The sequence below is a fragment of the Virgibacillus halodenitrificans JCM 12304 genome, assembly GCF_001310895.1.
In the GTDB taxonomy this organism is placed as follows: domain Bacteria; phylum Bacillota; class Bacilli; order Bacillales; family Amphibacillaceae; genus Virgibacillus_Q; species Virgibacillus_Q halodenitrificans.
In genome coordinates, this window is sequence record NZ_BAZS01000052.1 from 1 (window position 1) to 17,269 (window position 17,269).

16 protein-coding genes, 1 pseudogene and 1 other annotated feature are annotated in these 17,269 nt (G+C 38.7%); all 17 genes and pseudogenes read left to right on the plus strand.

Going from position 1 to position 17,269, the window contains the following annotated elements; translation table 11 throughout:
- Positions 1–300: 300 nt before the first annotated feature.
- The 17 genes and pseudogenes from JCM12304_RS17905 (at position 301) to nusG (ending at position 16,535) form a co-directional block, all read left to right on the plus strand.
- Positions 301–954, plus strand: a complete 654-nt coding sequence (locus JCM12304_RS17905) for an MgtC/SapB family protein (protein ID WP_060681873.1) — start codon at positions 301–303, stop codon at positions 952–954.
- Positions 955–1,147: 193 nt separating this feature from the next.
- A complete protein-coding gene (locus JCM12304_RS17910; protein ID WP_019378981.1) occupies positions 1,148–1,615 on the plus strand; it encodes a CtsR family transcriptional regulator in 468 nt (155 codons plus the stop codon).
- Positions 1,616–1,628: 13 nt separating this feature from the next.
- Positions 1,629–2,177 carry a protein-arginine kinase activator protein McsA gene (gene mcsA / locus JCM12304_RS17915; RefSeq protein WP_019378982.1) on the plus strand — a complete coding sequence of 183 codons (549 nt, stop codon included), beginning with the start codon at positions 1,629–1,631 and terminating at the stop codon, positions 2,175–2,177.
- Positions 2,174–3,238 (plus strand): protein-arginine kinase McsB, encoded by a 1,065-nt coding sequence (gene mcsB / locus JCM12304_RS17920; RefSeq protein WP_060681874.1) that lies wholly within the window; start codon positions 2,174–2,176, stop codon positions 3,236–3,238. Before mcsA ends, mcsB begins: the two co-directional genes overlap by 4 nt.
- 17 nt (positions 3,239–3,255) lie before the next feature.
- Positions 3,256–5,682, plus strand: a complete 2,427-nt coding sequence (gene clpC, locus JCM12304_RS17925) for an ATP-dependent protease ATP-binding subunit ClpC (RefSeq protein ID WP_019378984.1) — start codon at positions 3,256–3,258, stop codon at positions 5,680–5,682.
- Positions 5,683–6,036: 354 nt separating this feature from the next.
- Positions 6,037–7,409: pseudogene (gene radA / locus JCM12304_RS17930) on the plus strand (DNA repair protein RadA).
- A 243-nt stretch (positions 7,410–7,652) separates the two neighbouring features.
- The gene (locus JCM12304_RS17935; protein WP_019375558.1) at positions 7,653–8,750 is read left to right on the plus strand and encodes a PIN/TRAM domain-containing protein; all 1,098 of its coding nucleotides are present in this window, start codon (positions 7,653–7,655) and stop codon (positions 8,748–8,750) included.
- Between the two features lie 202 nt (positions 8,751–8,952).
- Positions 8,953–10,422 carry a glutamate--tRNA ligase gene (gene gltX, locus JCM12304_RS17940; protein ID WP_060681875.1) on the plus strand — a complete coding sequence of 490 codons (1,470 nt, stop codon included), beginning with the start codon at positions 8,953–8,955 and terminating at the stop codon, positions 10,420–10,422.
- A 42-nt stretch (positions 10,423–10,464) separates the two neighbouring features.
- Positions 10,465–10,677: a binding site (T-box leader), on the plus strand.
- Between the two features lie 188 nt (positions 10,678–10,865).
- A complete protein-coding gene (gene cysE / locus JCM12304_RS17945; RefSeq protein WP_060681876.1) occupies positions 10,866–11,534 on the plus strand; it encodes a serine O-acetyltransferase in 669 nt (222 codons plus the stop codon).
- Positions 11,515–12,921, plus strand: coding sequence for a cysteine--tRNA ligase (cysS, locus tag JCM12304_RS17950; protein ID WP_060681877.1), 1,407 nt, complete (start codon positions 11,515–11,517; stop codon positions 12,919–12,921). The genes cysE and cysS overlap by 20 nt, the downstream gene beginning before the upstream one ends.
- A 2-nt stretch (positions 12,922–12,923) precedes the next feature.
- Positions 12,924–13,322: a Mini-ribonuclease 3 gene (locus JCM12304_RS17955; protein WP_019375554.1), complete on the plus strand. Its 399-nt coding sequence runs from the start codon at positions 12,924–12,926 to the stop codon at positions 13,320–13,322.
- A gap of 1 nt (position 13,323) precedes the next feature.
- The gene (rlmB, locus tag JCM12304_RS17960) at positions 13,324–14,070 is read left to right on the plus strand and encodes a 23S rRNA (guanosine(2251)-2'-O)-methyltransferase RlmB (protein ID WP_019375553.1); all 747 of its coding nucleotides are present in this window, start codon (positions 13,324–13,326) and stop codon (positions 14,068–14,070) included.
- Positions 14,070–14,579, plus strand: a complete 510-nt coding sequence (locus tag JCM12304_RS17965) for an NYN domain-containing protein (protein WP_060681878.1) — start codon at positions 14,070–14,072, stop codon at positions 14,577–14,579. The genes rlmB and JCM12304_RS17965 overlap by 1 nt, the downstream gene beginning before the upstream one ends.
- Positions 14,580–14,710: 131 nt before the next feature.
- Positions 14,711–15,358: an RNA polymerase sporulation sigma factor SigH gene (sigH, locus tag JCM12304_RS17970; RefSeq protein ID WP_019375551.1), complete on the plus strand. Its 648-nt coding sequence runs from the start codon at positions 14,711–14,713 to the stop codon at positions 15,356–15,358.
- A gap of 106 nt (positions 15,359–15,464) precedes the next feature.
- Positions 15,465–15,614 carry a 50S ribosomal protein L33 gene (gene rpmG, locus JCM12304_RS19205; protein WP_071648028.1) on the plus strand — a complete coding sequence of 50 codons (150 nt, stop codon included), beginning with the start codon at positions 15,465–15,467 and terminating at the stop codon, positions 15,612–15,614.
- A 35-nt stretch (positions 15,615–15,649) separates the two neighbouring features.
- Positions 15,650–15,817 (plus strand): preprotein translocase subunit SecE, encoded by a 168-nt coding sequence (gene secE, locus JCM12304_RS17975; RefSeq protein WP_019375550.1) that lies wholly within the window; start codon positions 15,650–15,652, stop codon positions 15,815–15,817.
- Between the two features lie 181 nt (positions 15,818–15,998).
- Complete coding sequence (gene nusG / locus JCM12304_RS17980; protein WP_019375549.1) at positions 15,999–16,535, plus strand: transcription termination/antitermination protein NusG; 537 nt, start codon at positions 15,999–16,001, stop codon at positions 16,533–16,535.
- Positions 16,536–17,269: the final 734 nt, after the last annotated feature.

Here is a 17,269-nt window from a genome sequence, read left to right on the forward strand (position 1 = left end):
CAAAGCAAAAAGCATTGTGATACATAAAGTATCGCAATGCTTTTTTGTATTAATATTGTAAACTAAAGTCGGCTCTGTACTAAATGTGGTGGTCACTGATCTCTCAAAAATAATAGAAACATTACTTGAAAGCTCTGGATAATATTGATCTCAACCAAAGCATATATATTAAGAGGTGACGGTTGCTATTGTTGTGCATACAGCTTTACATAAGGTAAAATATAAGAAAATTAAGTTAGTTAGGGGGGACCGACACTGGAGGACATCTTAGAGCATATAGCTGATGATGATTTTTTCCTAATGATGACAAGAATTATAGTAGCACTTGTGTTATCTGGTCTAATTGGCTTTGAGCGAGAGTTGAAAAATCACTCAGCTGGTTTCCGTACACACATATTAGTAGGAGTTGGAGCATGTCTAATGATGCTTCTATCCCTCTATGGTTTTGAGGAATGGATTAATAAATATGAAAATATAAGGTTCGACCCTGCAAGGATCCCATCATATGTAATTAGTGGAATCGGATTTTTAGGTGCAGGTACCATTATTGTTTACGGAGGTACCATTCGAGGGTTAACGACTGCGGCCTCTATATGGACCGTTGCCGGACTTGGTTTGGTAGTGGGAGCTGGAATGTATGCGCCAGCCATATTTACTACCTTTGTAATCTTGCTGAGTCTTATATTTTTAAATAATCTCGAGAAACTTTTCACAAAAGGAAGTAAAGCTTCATTAATTGAAATTGTAGCTCACCCTCAGTTAGAAATCGGTCAGGTAGTTTCCATTTTTGAAAGCGTCAATTTACAAATTAAAAAAGTGGAAATTATTAAATTGGAAAGTAATATGATAAATATTTTTATTAGAATTGAACCGAATAAGCAGACAGATCCTGTTCTGGTGTTTAATCGTATTGCATCAATTGATGAGGTGAAGAGTGTGAATGAATTAAAGTAGCACTCTTTTCCCTTCTTTTTTCCCTCTTATAAAAAAGAAAACGTTTGCTTTATGATCTACAGGTTTTGTTTCCCCCGTTTTTGTCAAAGATTAATAGTGAACATACTATTTGCATCTTTGTTTGATTATCGTATAATATAGGTAATGTCAAAGATAGTCAAAGTCAAAACATATGTGATAAGGGGGTGGGCATATGAGTAATATTTCCGATATTATTGAACAGCATTTAAAGAAAATCTTGCAAGCTAAAGGTCAAGATGTAATTGAAATAAAAAGAAGTGAGGTTGCAGATCAGTTTCAATGTGTCCCCTCGCAAATAAATTATGTGATTAACACAAGGTTTACTGTGGAAAAGGGTTATATAGTAGAGAGTAAACGTGGAGGCGGTGGCTATATCCGTATTATGCGGGTGAAGCACCAAGACAAATCAGAATTAATTGATGAAATTATTGAAATGATTAATCCAACTGTTACACAGCAGGCTGCTGTAGATGTACTGGAACGTCTTTTAGAGGAAGATTTGATTACTACTCGGGAGGCAAAGCTCATTCTAAGTGCAATTGGACGAAATACATTGGCCTTTCAGCTGCCGTTAAGAGATGAAGTACGTGCTCGATTACTAACAGCAATGCTATCAACGTTAAAATATTTAAATGAGTAAGGAGGTATCTGTGGTGGAATGTCAGGAATGTCATGAAAGACCTGCAACACTTCATTTTACTCAGGTAATCAATGGAAATAAAACAGAAGTGCATGTGTGTGAAGTGTGTGCCAAGGAAAAAGGTTATATGTCGTATCCAGAGGATGGTTACTCCTTGCACAATCTGCTTTCAGGGTTATTTAACTTTGATTCCTTGAAACAAGAATCAAACAGTGAAGGTATATTTAACCAAGTAAAAGAATTACAATGCCCCAAGTGTGAAATGAGTTATTCGCAATTTAAGCGTGTAGGTAAATTTGGGTGTGCAGTTTGTTATGAAACATTTGCTGATCGATTGGACCCAATTTTTAAACGCGTACATGCAGGAAACACACAACATCATGGAAAGATTCCTAAACGCCAGGGCGGAGACCTTCATAAAAAGAAACAAATTAGTAACTACAAAACCCAGTTAAGGCATTTAATTGAAAGTGAAGCCTTTGAAGATGCGGCAAAAATAAGAGATAAAATTAAAGCACTTGAAAATGACACGGGTAACTCGGAAGCAGGTGATAACTCATGACATTGCAAAATTTTATGAATGAAGCAATTAGTCCATGGATGCGAGAAGAGGGACCAGACAATGACATTGTGCTAAGTAGTCGTATTCGTTTAGCTCGTAACTTTGCGAATACAACTTATCCCATTTTAGCTGACCCAAACCAGTTGGAAGAGATCCGGGACTTCTTTAAGGATAATTATGAAAAAAAATCTTTCCAGGAATATAAAGATTTTTCGTTTTTACCAATCCAGAATTTATCAGCAGTAGAGCGTCAGGTTTTAGTTGAGAAACATTTAATAAGTCCTCATTTAGTCAAGCATGCGGATACTGCAGCTGCGCTGATTTCAGAAAACGAGCAGGTATCTGTCATGATTAACGAAGAGGATCATATTCGAATTCAGTTTTATTTACCTGGGTTTCAGTTAAATAAAGCATTAGAAAAATCCTTTGAATTTGATGATTGGCTTGAAGAAAAAATTAACTATGCATTTGATGAAACAAGAGGTTATTTGACCAGTTGTCCAACAAATGTTGGAACAGGAATGCGCGCTTCTGTAATGATGCATTTGCCTGCTTTAACACTTACCAAGCAGATTAACAGAATGATTCCTGCTATTAACCAATTAGGCCTTGTGGTAAGGGGGATCTATGGTGAGGGTAGTGAAGCTGTAGGAAATATTTATCAGATCTCCAATCAAATTACACTTGGGAAATCAGAAGGGGATATTGTTGAAGACTTACAAAGTGTTGTTGAACAACTCATTGATCATGAACGAAAAGCACGGAAGCAAATTATGGAACAATCGAGTAAAAGACTTGAGGACCGTATTTATCGTTCCTATGGTGTTTTAGAATATAGTCGGATAATAGAATCTAAGGAAGCAGCAAAATGTCTTTCCGATGTTCGATTAGGTATAGATATGGGTATTATTACTAATGTGTCTAAAAACATTTTAAATGAATTAATGATATTAACACAGCCTGGATTTTTACAACAATATGCTAGTAAGACGTTAAACCCTGATGAACGTGACATTTTAAGAGCCTCACTTATACGGGAACGATTACAGTTGGAAAAATAGATAGGAGGAATAGTTATATGATGTTTGGACGTTTTACTGAACGAGCTCAAAAAGTATTAGCTTTATCACAGGAAGAAGCTGTCAGGCTTCACCACAATAATATAGGAACAGAGCATATCCTTTTAGGGCTTGTAAGAGAAGGGGATGGCATTGCTGCAAAGGCGCTTCAATCTTTGGGGCTGGAAGTGTCACAGATTCAAGAAGAAGTGGAAAAATTAATTGGTGTTGGCAAACAGCCAATGCAATCCATTCACTATACACCGAGAGCAAAAAAGGTAGTAGAACTATCTCAGGATGAAGCAAGAAAGTTGGGGCATTCTTATGTTGGCACAGAGCATATTCTCTTAGGATTAATTCGTGAGGGAGAAGGCGTTGCTGCCAGAGTGCTAAACAATTTGGGTGTAAGCTTGAATAAAGCGAGACAGCAGGTGCTACAGTTATTAGGAAGTAATGAGTCTCAAGCAGGAAGACAGGGACGTGGCCAGCAGTCTAATGCCAGTACGCCTACATTAGATTCTTTGGCTAGAGACTTAACAGAAAGCGCCAAGGAAGGCAAAATTGATCCTGTAATTGGACGTAGCAAAGAGATCGAGAGAGTCATTCAAGTACTAAGCCGCCGTACGAAAAATAATCCTGTATTAATTGGAGAACCTGGAGTGGGTAAAACTGCTGTTGCGGAAGGTTTGGCACATCAGGTAATTAATAACGAGGTTCCAGAAACGTTAAGAGATAAACGTGTAATGACATTGGATATGGGAACTGTAGTTGCAGGCACCAAATACCGTGGGGAATTTGAAGATCGTTTGAAAAAAGTAATGGAAGAAATTCGCCAGGCCGGGAATGTTATTCTATTTATTGATGAGCTGCATACATTAATTGGAGCAGGAGGCGCTGAAGGAGCTATTGATGCATCAAATATATTAAAACCTTCCCTTGCCCGTGGTGAGTTGCAGTGTATAGGTGCTACTACGATGGATGAATATCGGAAATATATTGAAAAGGACGCTGCGTTGGAGCGTAGATTTCAGCCAATTCAAGTTGATGAACCAACATTGGAGGAAACTGTACAAATTCTTAATGGATTGCGTGACAGATATGAAGCCCACCATCGAGTTACTATTACCGATGAAGCAATTGAAGCTGCTGCAAGTCTATCGGACCGTTATATAACAGATCGTTTTTTACCAGATAAAGCAATTGATCTTATTGATGAGGCTGGCTCAAAAGTACGTTTACGTTCTTATACCATTCCACCTAATTTAAAAGAACTTGAGAAAAAGCTAGAGGAAGTTCGCAAAGAAAAGGATGCAGCTGTACAAAGCCAAGAATTTGAAAAAGCTGCTTCTTTACGCGATTCCGAGCAACGACTTCGTGAAGAACTAGAAGATACTAAAAACAAATGGAAAGAAAAACAAGGCCAGACAGACACGGAAGTAACGATGGAGGATATCGCAAGTGTTGTATCCATCTGGACAGGTGTACCGGTTGCTAAACTTACAAAGGATGAAAGTAATCGTCTTCTAAATCTGGAAGAAACATTGCATAGCCGTGTTATTGGTCAGGAAGAGGCAGTTAATGCGGTGTCTAAGGCAATTCGAAGAGCCCGTGCAGGATTAAAAGATCCTAAGCGACCAATCGGTTCATTTATTTTCCTAGGACCTACTGGTGTTGGTAAAACAGAACTTGCGAGAGCATTGGCCGAAGCAATGTTTGCAGATGAGGACGCCATGATCCGCATCGATATGTCTGAGTACATGGAAAAACATTCTACCTCCAGACTAGTCGGGTCACCTCCAGGTTATGTTGGATATGAGGAAGGTGGACAGCTTACAGAAAAGGTGCGCAGAAAGCCTTATTCAGTGGTTCTTCTTGATGAAGTAGAGAAGGCACATCCTGAAGTGTTTAATATACTATTACAAGTATTGGAAGACGGGCGTCTGACAGATTCAAAGGGACGACTAGTGGATTTCCGTAATACGGTTCTTATCATGACCTCAAACGTCGGAGCAAGTGAGTTGAAGCGTAACAAATATGTTGGTTTTAACTTAGGAGAAGAAAATCAGGATTATAAAGATATGAAGGCAAAGGTTACGGAAGAAATGAAAAAGGCTTTTCGCCCTGAATTTCTAAACCGTATTGATGAAATGATTGTCTTCCATTCTCTTGAGAAAAAACATATGAAAGATATTGTAACGCTTATGGTTAAACAATTACAAGATCGGTTAAAGGAACAGGATATCGAGCTTTCTTTAACAGATAAAACCATTGAGAAAATTGCCAATGAAGGATTTGATCCAGAGTATGGCGCACGTCCGTTACGCAGATCAATTCAGAAGAACATTGAAGATTTATTATCTGAAGAACTATTAAAAGAGAACATTGCTATTGGACAGAAAGTGAAAATAGGCTTAAATAACAAAGGTGAATATACTATCCTATCCTAAACCTAGGATATGGACTATAGTTGTAAAAGGGCTAGAGGTATTATACTTCTAGCTTTTTTACTCATTAAATAGGTTTTATTTTGGGGCTATAAAATATATGTTAGGGTTATGCATTACTTCGCAAGATAGATAAACTCCCGTTTTGGAAAATAACTTATGGTGAACACACTATAGCTAGTTTGTGAATGTCTGCTGCTGATTAATTTGTTCTCCAGCGTATTATCAAGCTCTGCTATTGAGGTAAACAGTATTAAATGTGGCAACGGTATGGAATTTTTTTTATAAATTGATAGATTGCTGTAACTTTATGGTTATATTTTTCGTATACAATAGATAGTGAAGGAGTAGAGTCTGTTGGCAAAAAGAAAAACAAAGTATGTATGTCAAGAATGTGGTTATGAATCAGCTAAATGGATGGGGAAATGTCCGGGATGTAACAACTGGAATACGTTGGTGGAAGAAGTTGCAGCAACTGGCGGGCGAGGTAACCATACATTCAATGTTGGTGGAAAACCTGCAGGGAAACCAGAAAGTATTACTTCCATTGAATCACAAAAGGAACCGAGAATTACTACGACCATGCAGGAATTTAATCGGGTACTTGGGGGCGGAATTGTTCTGGGCTCTCTTGTATTAATTGGCGGGGACCCTGGGATTGGGAAATCTACCTTGCTACTTCAGATTTCTTCCCAATTGGCAGAGAAGCAATTACCAGTTCTTTATATATCGGGCGAGGAATCTACAAGACAAACAAAGCTACGTGCGATCGGTTAGGAATTAAGGCTGATCAGCTATATGTCCTTGCTGAAACGAACTTATTTGATATCGCTAAGCAGATTGAAGAAGTAAAGCCTTCTCTAGTTGTTGTCGATTCGATCCAAACAGTTTATCGAGAAGAGGTAACAAGCGCGCCAGGAAGTGTTTCACAAGTTCGAGAATCTACAAGTGAATTGATGAAAATAGCGAAAACAAACGGAATACCAATTTTTATTGTCGGTCATGTTACGAAAGAGGGCGCAATTGCTGGCCCGCGCTTATTGGAACATATGGTGGATGCAGTCCTATATTTTGAAGGAGAGCGGCACCATACCTACCGTATCCTGAGGGGGGTAAAGAATCGTTTCGGAAGTACAAACGAAATGGGAATTTTTGAAATGAAAGAGGAAGGACTTCGTGAAGTAATGAATCCTTCTGAAATTTTTCTGGAGGAAAGATCTCAAGGAGCTGCTGGCTCTACCGTTGTAGCTTCTATGGAAGGAACGAGACCTGTGTTGGTAGAAATTCAGGCTTTAATTTCTCCTTCCGCGTTTGGTAATCCAAGAAGGATGGCTACTGGCATTGATAATAATCGCGTCCCTTTATTAATGGCTGTACTGGAAAAAAGAGTAGGGCTTATGCTGCAAAATCAGGATGCATATATAAAAGTAGCTGGCGGAGTTAAATTAGATGAGCCGGCAATTGACTTGGCAGTAGCAGTGAGTATTGCTTCAAGCTTTAGGGATCAACCCACGAATCCTGAAGATATATTCGTTGGTGAAGTAGGGTTAACAGGTGAAATAAGAAGAGTATCCCGAATTGAACAACGTGTTCAAGAAGCTGCAAAACTAGGATTTAAACGTGTGATATGCCCAAAGAATAATCTTGAAGGCTGGACGATACCGAAGAATATTGAAGTAGTTGGTGTTAGTACGGTGCAGGAAGCACTGGATATAGGTGTGAGCAGATAGCATTTCTATTGATATGAATATTCAGATGTGATAGAATATAAGATTTTATTTATTGAGCATGTTGCCCATGTATGCTATGATGAAACAAATTATAAAAGAAGCTGCATGTTGTTAGGTAAGACTTTTTCTTGTGTTGAGAATTATTATTTTTTACGGGAAAATGCAATAGGTTTCATAATTGTTTCTTTCGTAGGATTATTTTTTACTGAAAAAGGTAATAATATAAGCTAGGAGGTGACAGTGGTGCTAAGAAAGATTGTTCATTTATTCTTTATTATTTTGGGCGGTACCATTGGGTATTTATATATACCGGATATTATTAATTTATTAGATTTTACAGACGCACGATGGGCCACATCCCCATATTTAGGAACAGCTGTTGGTGCAATTATATTTTTTATCGTATCCTATTGGCTGGCAGGGTATATTGTAGGTTTCTTGAAGTGGGTTGAGGATGCTTTAATTAAGTTACCCGCTGGAGATTTATTTTTTGGTAGTATTGGATTAATTGTAGGTCTTGTTATTGCTTATTTTATTAATCGACCACTGCAGGATATAAATATTGAGGTCATATCTCAGGTTATACCGCTATTTATCATGATACTATTAGGTTATTTAGGATTCCAGGTAGGCTTCAGACGTAGAGAAGAGTTTATTAATCTGATGAATATAAATAAGAAGGATCGGGATAAAAAGAAAGTCACAGAAGTGGACAATGAGGACGTATCCCTTCCAAAACCTAAAATTCTCGATACAAGTGTAATTATTGACGGACGAGTTGCGGACATATGTCAAACGAATTTCTTGGAAGGTACGATTGTAATACCGCAATTTGTACTAGGTGAATTACAGCATATTGCTGATTCTTCGGATGTTTTAAAGCGGAACAGGGGAAGAAGAGGACTGGATGTGCTGAATCGTATTCAAAAAGAATTGCCTGTAAAGGTAGAAATCTATGAAGGCGATTTTGAGGAAATTCAGGAAGTAGACAGTAAGCTGATAAAACTGGCAAAAGTAATGAATGGTATTGTAGTTACAAATGATTTTAATTTAAACAAAGTCTGTGATCTGCAGGGTGTTGCGGTACTAAATATCAATGATCTTGCTAATGCAGTTAAGCCGGTAGTTCTTCCGGGAGAAGAGTTAGTTGTCCAGGTTATTAAAGATGGTAAAGAGCAAAACCAAGGTATTGCTTATTTGGACGATGGAACAATGATTGTAGTGGAAGAAGGCAGAGATTACATTGGAAAAACAATAGAAGTTTTAATTACAAGTGTGCTTCAGACTTCTGCAGGCAGAATGATCTTTGCCAAACCAAAATTACTTGAAAAAGCACAGTAAAAAGGGTATAACTAATAAAGTGATAACAGAAAATGTTATCACTTTTTGTTATACTTAATGAAGGATTATAATAAAGGTTATACCCTGTCTGTTGTGGTAGTAAGGATAAACAAATCAGGCAACGTGAAGGAACTATGTAGATAGTTGAAGTAGAACCTAATTAAAGATAAAATTAAAGCAGATTATGGAAAGGGGTAACATCATGACAGAGGAAGTTCGTGTACGCTATGCACCAAGCCCAACTGGTCATTTGCATATAGGAAATGCTCGTACAGCATTATTCAATTACCTATATGCTAAGCATTTTGATGGTAAATTTATTATTCGAATTGAGGATACAGACGATAAGCGCAACGTAGCTGGTGGTGAAGAAAGCCAGCTTATGTTCTTAAAGTGGCTTGGTATTGAATGGGATGAAGGTGCAGATATCGGCGGAGATTATGGACCATATCGTCAAATGGAAAGGCTTGATTTATATAACAAGTATGTGGATCAGCTTCTTGAAAGAGGATTAGCTTATAAATGTTATATGACAGAAGAAGAGTTGGAGGCAGAGCGTGAGGAGCAACGTGCAAAAGGACAAGTCCCTAAGTACTCCGGAGCTCATGCTAATCTTACAGCTGAAGAAATCGATCAATTTGAAAAAGAAGGAAGAAAGCCAAGCATTCGTATGCGTGTGCCAGCAAACCAAACATATACCTTCCATGATTTGGTGCGTGGGAATATAACATTTGAATCCAGTGACTTCGGTGATTGGGTAATTGTAAAGAAAAATGGTATTCCAACATATAACTTTGCTGTAGCAATTGATGACTATTTAATGAAGATTACGCACGTTCTACGTGGGGAAGAGCATATTTCCAATACACCGAAACAAATGATGGTCTACGATGCGTTTGGTTGGACTGCTCCTACTTTTGGACATATGACTTTAATTCTAAACGAAGAGCGTAAAAAATTAAGTAAACGCGATCAGCATATACTGCAATTTATTGAGCAATACCGTAACTTAGGTTATTTACCTGAAGCATTGTTCAATTTCATCACTTTATTAGGCTGGTCACCAGTAGGCGAAGAAGAAATCTTTGATAAAGAAACGTTGATCAAGATTTTTGACCCTGAGCGCTTGTCAACTTCTGCAGCAATCTTTGACCGTCATAAATTGAAGTGGATGAACAATGAATATATAAAAGCTGCTGAATTAAGTACGGTTATTGACCTGGCTATGCCTCACCTTATTGAAGCAGGTAAATTACCTGAAAATATGAGTGATGAGGAAAGAGAATGGGCGGAGAAAGTCATTTCTCTATACCGTGAACAGCTGCGTTATGGCGCAGAGATTGTCGAACTAACAGAGCTATTCTTCAATGAAGAAATAAATTATGATGAAGGTGCGATGGATGTACTTCAAGAGGAGCAGGTTCCGGAAGTCTTGCAGGTGTTCGCAGATAAACTTATTCATTTGGACGACTTCACAGCTGCCTCCATTAAGTCTCAAATCAAAGCAACACAGAAAGAGACAGGACATCGCGGAAAGAAACTATTTATGCCGATCAGGGTTGCTACTACTGGCCAAACGCATGGTCCGGAGCTGCCGATGGCAATAGAGCTATTAGGTAAGAAAGTGATTTTGGCCCGTCTTGATAAAGTTTTAAAACAATTGGGAGCATAATTATTCACACCTAAACTAAAATAGTATATAGTATTAATAAAATATGGAACGAAGATGAGGGAAAGTAAAATTCGAATAGCTTATTCAGAGAGAATCACCTAGGCTGAGAGTGATTTTAAGCATCGATTTTGAAGTGCTCCTCAGAGTCCGTTATGGAAAAGTAAAGTACATAACGGCGGCAGGCTCTCCCGTTATGAGAGTAAGAGTTGGGAGAGTTCTCCAAACAGAGTGGGACCGCGCAAAAGCGTCTCTGTGTATATGCACAGAGGCGCTTTTTTAGGTCCATAGAAAACGATAGAATTTACAAAATAAATACTGGGAAAAACTTGGTATTATAATTTATGGTTGTTCCAAAAAAGCGCTTTTTCCAACAAGATCTTATAAATTTTTGTGTAAGGAATTCCCTTAAGCTTTTTTAAACTAATTATGGGGAGGTTGATAAGATGGGATTTATTAAGCGAATGAAGGAAGATATGGATGTAGTATTTGAACAGGATCCAGCTGCGCGAACATATATAGAAGTTTTTCTAACCTATTCAGGGCTACATGCGGTCTGGTCACACCGTCTTGCTCATGCTTTTTATAAAAGAAAGTTATTCTTTATCGCTCGAGTTATTTCGCAAATAAGCCGTTTTTTTACCGGGATTGAAATCCACCCTGGCGCTAAGATAGGGCGAAGGCTGTTCATTGATCATGGAATGGGTGTTGTCATTGGGGAAACATGCGAGATTGGTGATAATGTTACCATTTTCCAAGGGGTGACTTTAGGAGGAACCGGTAAGGAAAAAGGAAAAAGACACCCTACAGTGAAGGATAATGCTTTAATTGCCACAGGAGCTAAGGTGCTTGGGTCTATCACCATTGGCGAAAACTCCAAAGTTGGTGGCGGTTCTGTTGTGTTGAAAGATGTACCGGATCATTCAACTGTAGTAGGTATCCCAGGAAGGGTAGTAATACAAAACGGAGAAAAAATCAGAAGGGATTTGGATCATCATAAAATGCCGGATCCTGTAGAGGAACGATGTAACAATCTGCAAAACGAGATTGATTTATTGAAGCAGGAAATAAACAAATTGAAGGAGGGCAACCGTCATGCCGATACAAATTTATAATACATTGAAAAGGCAAAAGGAAGAGTTTAAACCATTAAAAGAAGGGCATGTCAGCATGTATGTGTGCGGACCAACGGTATATAACTATATTCATATCGGGAATGCCAGACCTGCTATTGTATTTGATACCGTGAGAAGATATTTTGAGTATAAAGGGTTCCATGTTGATTATGTGCTAAATTTCACGGATGTAGACGATAAAATTATTAAAGCAGCAAAAGAATTAGAGGAAGAAGTACCTGCGGTTGCAGAAAGATTTATTGATGCTTACCTGGAAGATGTAGGAGCACTAGGGGTGAAGCAAGCAACACATAATCCACGAGTAATGGAAACGATGGAGGATATTATCCAATTCATTGATGCATTGGTTCAAAAAGGCTATGCCTATGCAGTCGAAGGCGACATTTATTTTAAACCTCGAGCTTTTGAGGGTTATGGTAAATTGTCCCATCAATCTGTTGACGAATTGCGTTCAGGAGCGAGAATTCAGGTTGGGGAGAAAAAGGAAGACCCGCTCGATTTTGCTTTGTGGAAAAAAGCGAAGGATGGAGAAATAGCATGGGATTCTCCATGGGGAGAAGGTCGTCCGGGTTGGCATATTGAGTGCTCGGCAATGGTTAAGAAGTATCTTGGTGACACAATTGATATCCATGCAGGTGGCCAGGATCTTACTTTCCCTCACCATGAGAACGAAATTGCTCAGTCGGAAGCAATGACAGGGAAATCCTTTGCAAGATATTGGATGCATAATGGGTATATTAATATTGAAAACGAGAAGATGTCTAAGTCACTAGGGAATTTTGTGTTGACGAGAGACCTAATTAATCAGTATAACCCTCAGGTGTTACGTTTCTTCATGCTAAGTGTGCATTATCGCCATCCGATTAACTTTTCAGCGGAGTTACTTGAAAGTGCGGAGAATAGCCTGGAAAGAATTAAGACAGCATATTCCAATTTAGAGCACAGGAAAAATTCCAGTATGGACTTAGTAAGTAACCAGAAACAGGAAGATTGGTTGAACAAAATCGAGGAGCTGAAGAAGCGATTTGAGGAAGAAATGGATGATGACTTTAACACTGCTAATGCGATTTCTGTAATCTTTGACATTACGAAAGAAGCTAATGTTTACTTACAAGAAAGTCAAACCTCTACTAAAATCATCGAGGCTTTTCAGGAATCCATACGTGATTTGATGAATGTATTAGGGGTAACTGTCGAAGAAGAAGCGGATTTGCTTGATGAAGACATTGAAGCATTAATAGCAGAAAGAAATGAAGCGAGAAAAACTCGTGATTTCGCTAGAGCAGACGAAATAAGAGATATGTTGAAGGAAAAAGGAATTATGTTGGAAGATACTGCCCAAGGGGTACGCTGGAGAAGGGGCTAATCATGAAACAGGATGTTAAACAGATGAAGAGTTTGGCACTTGCCTATATGGGAGATGCTATCTATGAAGTTTATATAAGAGAGCATCTTCTTAAAGAGGGCCAGGTGAAACCTCAGCAGCTCCACAAACAGGCAATACAATTTGTATCTGGGAAGGCCCAGGCTCAAGTGGTGTTATACTGGTTGGAAAACGGTACGCTCTCTGAAGAAGAAGAGCGGGTAGTTGCTAGAGGGAGAAACGCCAAATCCGGCTCCATACCTAAGAATATAAGTGTACAGACATATCGTTACAGTACCGCATTTGAAGCGCTGCTTGGGTATCATTATCTTTTGAATAATCAAGACAGGTTAAATGAATTGATGGAAAAGGCGGTACTTTTTTTAGAAGGGAGGAACGATTAAGATGGATCAGGAAATAATTGTTGGTAAAAATCCGGTAATTGAAGCGTTGAAGTCCGGGCGCTCGGTAAATAAGGTTCTTCTTTCAGAACAATTAAACGCCGGTGCGCAAGGGAAATTAATTAGTCTAAGCAAATCAGCTGGGACAGTGGTACAGAAAGTGCCCCGGAATAGATTGGATCAGCTCACGAAGGAAAATCATCAGGGAGTAATTGCGTATGTTGCTTCTTATCAATATGCTTCATTAGAGGATCTATTTCAAAGTGCAGCTGATAAAGAAGAAGAACCGTTTTTTATTATTTTGGATGAATTGGAAGATCCACATAACTTAGGCTCCATCTTACGTACAGCGGATGCCACGGGCGCTCATGGAGTGATTATTCCAAAACACCGTTCGGTTGGACTGACAGCCACTGTGGCAAAGACATCTGCTGGAGCAATAGAACATATTCCTGTTGCCCGTGTAACTAACATCGCAAATACGATAGATGAATTGAAGGAAAGAAATGTTTGGATTGTTGGAACAGAAGCGGACGCAACAGAGGACTACCGCAAACTTGATGGTGCATTACCAATTGGTTTGGTAATAGGAAATGAAGGAAAAGGGATGAGTAGACTTGTTCACAAAAAATGTGACTGGACAGTTAGCCTGCCTATGCGAGGAAAGGTTTCTTCCTTAAATGCTTCTGTTGCATGCAGTCTATTACTTTATGAAGTATATCGAAAAAGGTTCGCAATTGGTGATAAGTAATGTTTATTTTAGTGGTGGATGGCTATAACATTATCGGAGCATGGGAAGAGTTGCAACGATTAAAAGAAGTAGATATTGGACAAGCCAGAGACAGACTGATAGAACGAATGGCAGAATATCAAGCATATTCAGGTTATCGGGTAATTGTGGTCTTCGATGCTTACTATGTTAAGGGAATAGCAAGTAAGCAGGAGGCTTATAAAGTAGAGATTATCTACACTAAAGAGAAAGAGACCGCAGATGAATGTATTGAAAAGCTTGTTAAAAAGTTAAAAAATGTCCAAACACAGGTATATGTTGCCACTTCCGATTTTGCAGAGCAACGTACCATTTTTGGGCGTGGTGCATTAAGGAAGTCTGCAAGAGAACTGTACATTGAGTTAAAAAATATCGAAAAAGAAATCGAAGAAAGTATTGACTCGCATAAAAATATTAAAGTAAAGGCAAAGATTCCTTTGGATGATAGGATACTGGAAAAGTTTGAAAAGTGGCGCAGAGGGGATTTATAATGCTACCCAAAAGTAAGATAAACCCCCTCTGTAAATGGGGGAAAGCTTTTATCCAGATATTGACTATAGTGAAGCGCTTACTGTATAATGACTTTTATAATGACTGCACGTTAGTCAGGAGGTCATTCTGAGTGAATGTCGATCAGCTGGACATAGACGATAGCAAATTAGGTGTACTGGATGATAATGAGGTAATCGCTTTAGTGCAACAGGGTAACAGTCGTGCCCTGGATTTTCTTATAAATAAATATAAAAACTTCGTTCGTGCAAAAGCGCGAACGTACTTTCTCATTGGTGCAGATAGAGAGGATATTATTCAAGAGGGAATGATCGGTCTTTATAAAGCGATACGTGATTATGATGGAGAGAAATTATCGTCCTTTAAAGGTTTTGCAGAGCTTTGTGTCACCAGACAGATTATAACAGCAATAAAAACAGCGACTCGTCAAAAACATCTGCCGCTTAATTCCTATGTATCTTTGGACAAGCCAATATATGACGAAGAATCTGATCGAACGCTTCTGGATGTAATAGCGGGATCAAAAGCAATTGACCCACAGGAATTACTAGTGAACAGAGAGAAGTTTGGAGATTTAGAAACGAAATTATCTGAATTATTAAGCGAGTTGGAAAAGCAGGTGCTCCATTTATATTTAGATGGCCAAACCTACCAAGAAATATCAGTGGAGTTGAAAAGGCATGTGAAATCAATAGACAATGCACTTCAACGTGTTAAGCGTAAATTGGAACAATTGATGGAGGCCAGTAAAAACTCTTAATGGCAAGCGTTGACACTTTTTTCTAACCATGCTACATTTATACTAGCAGGCTGAAAACGACACGTTTTAGATAAATTATAGATTCCCAGGCTTTGGGGTGAGAAAGATGAGTAAAAAAGTAACATTAGCATGTTCGCTATGTTCAAATAGAAACTATACGACATCGAAGAATGTATCCACACAACCTACAAGATTGGAAGTACAGAAATATTGTAAGAGATGTGGTAAGCATACGTTGCATCGTGAGACAAAATAGAGACTGGATTTTACGTAGAGTTTGGGGGTACAAGCATGTTTAAATTTCTTAAAAATGTATCGAGAGAAATGAAAAAGGTAAGCTGGCCCAAGGGTAAAGAATTAACAAGCTATACAATAACTGTTATTGCTACAGTAGCCTTTGTTGCAGTATTTTTCTTTTTAATTGATTTAGGAATCTCGCAATTATTAAACTTACTTTAATGATATTAGTTGAATAATAATATTATATTTATGCTATAATGGATAATAATATTTCAATTTGAAAACCCGGTAAACGGGTTTTTTAAATTGCAAAAAAACATTGCTAAGCATTGATAATAAATTGCTGGAAAGCATTATTCCATATAAAGGGAGGGAAGGGCAAATAAATTGTCCTGGACAAATGGAGAAAAATTGGTATGTTGTTCATACGTATTCCGGATATGAAAATAAGGTAAAAATGAACTTGGAAAAGCGGGTAGAGACGATGGGCATGGAGGATAAAATTTTTCGTGTGATTGTTCCCGAAGATGAAGAGACAGAAATAAAGAACGGTAAAAAGAAGGTCTCTAAAAAGAAGTTTTTCCCAGGCTATGTATTAACTGAAATGATTATGACTGATGACTCTTGGTATGTTGTGCGGAACACTCCTGGAGTAACAGGCTTTATCGGTTCAAGTGGTGGTGGAACAAAGCCGACACCGTTATGGCCTGAAGAGGCAGAAGCTGTGTTAAAACGTATGGGCGTAACAGAAGCTGCTGTACAAGTAGACTTTGAAGTGAAAGAAAGCGTTAAGGTGACAGATGGGCCGTTTACAGACTTTACTGGCACGATTGAACACATAGATATTGATAAACAAAAAGTAAAAGTTCATGTAAATATGTTCGGCAGAGAGACTCCAGTGGAGTTGGACTTCTCTCAAATAGAAAAGCTATCCTAATTCTTTGATAAGTCCCTCCCAACTTGAGAGGGGCTTTTATTATTAGAGTGAATAATTATTTTGTTCTATTGCAAATGTTAAGGTACATATGCCACCTCGAATAATTTTACTGTTTCATAGTAGGAGGAAACTGCGACGTAACTTAGAATATAGAGACTGCATAAATCACCGCTACGGGGAAATATTCCGCTTTCCGCGGGCGGCTGATGAGCCTCGGGCCAACACGATGTTGGCCATGAAGGCGTTGCGACAATGGGGTTTGGTGGGGCGAGTATGCGCAAACGGTCTTTGATGGGACGAGTAATCGCAGTCCCAGCCCCAGGACGTCGCGACTTTAGCCTTCCAGCCACTATATCGCATTCCGGTGTCTCATCGAGGCCTCTTCTCCGGCAGGACAAGGAAAGCTACGTCAGCAAGGCATCGCACGAAGAAAATGTGTAATTCCATTTTCAAGGAGTCTCCATATTTCCCCTTCGCTAAGGTGTATATCTCAAAGCTATTAAAGATAAGAGCTACTTATTCAATACCTCAAATTAATCATTAGCACATACCAATTGATTGGAGTGGAGGGCGGCGACTCCTGCCGGAATAGCATGAGCCGAAGACCCTGGACGGAGCGTAGCGGAGGAAGCGGCTAAGGCCATGCCGGCGGAAAGCGTCCGCCTGAAACGCAAATCAATGGCGGTAGATGATCATCAAAACGTATTAAAATATATTTTAGTAGTGTATCTTTT

What these genes read in the sequence shown, in the direction of transcription:
- JCM12304_RS17905 (WP_060681873.1), top strand. Translation starts at nt 301, where the DNA reads ATGATGACAAGAATTATAGTAGCACTTGTGTTATCTGGTCTAATTGGC.
- rlmB (WP_019375553.1), top strand. Translation starts at nt 13,324, where the DNA reads ATGGATCAGGAAATAATTGTTGGTAAAAATCCGGTAATTGAAGCGTTG.
- JCM12304_RS17910 (WP_019378981.1), top strand. Translation starts at nt 1,148, where the DNA reads ATGAGTAATATTTCCGATATTATTGAACAGCATTTAAAGAAAATCTTG.
- JCM12304_RS17965 (WP_060681878.1), top strand. Translation starts at nt 14,070, where the DNA reads ATGTTTATTTTAGTGGTGGATGGCTATAACATTATCGGAGCATGGGAA.
- rpmG (WP_071648028.1), top strand. Translation starts at nt 15,465, where the DNA reads ATGAGTAAAAAAGTAACATTAGCATGTTCGCTATGTTCAAATAGAAAC.
- mcsB (WP_060681874.1), top strand. Translation starts at nt 2,174, where the DNA reads ATGACATTGCAAAATTTTATGAATGAAGCAATTAGTCCATGGATGCGA.
- gltX (WP_060681875.1), top strand. Translation starts at nt 8,953, where the DNA reads ATGACAGAGGAAGTTCGTGTACGCTATGCACCAAGCCCAACTGGTCAT.
- nusG (WP_019375549.1), top strand. Translation starts at nt 15,999, where the DNA reads ATGGAGAAAAATTGGTATGTTGTTCATACGTATTCCGGATATGAAAAT.
- cysS (WP_060681877.1), top strand. Translation starts at nt 11,515, where the DNA reads ATGCCGATACAAATTTATAATACATTGAAAAGGCAAAAGGAAGAGTTT.
- cysE (WP_060681876.1), top strand. Translation starts at nt 10,866, where the DNA reads ATGGGATTTATTAAGCGAATGAAGGAAGATATGGATGTAGTATTTGAA.
- clpC (WP_019378984.1), top strand. Translation starts at nt 3,256, where the DNA reads ATGATGTTTGGACGTTTTACTGAACGAGCTCAAAAAGTATTAGCTTTA.
- JCM12304_RS17955 (WP_019375554.1), top strand. Translation starts at nt 12,924, where the DNA reads ATGAAACAGGATGTTAAACAGATGAAGAGTTTGGCACTTGCCTATATG.
- secE (WP_019375550.1), top strand. Translation starts at nt 15,650, where the DNA reads ATGTTTAAATTTCTTAAAAATGTATCGAGAGAAATGAAAAAGGTAAGC.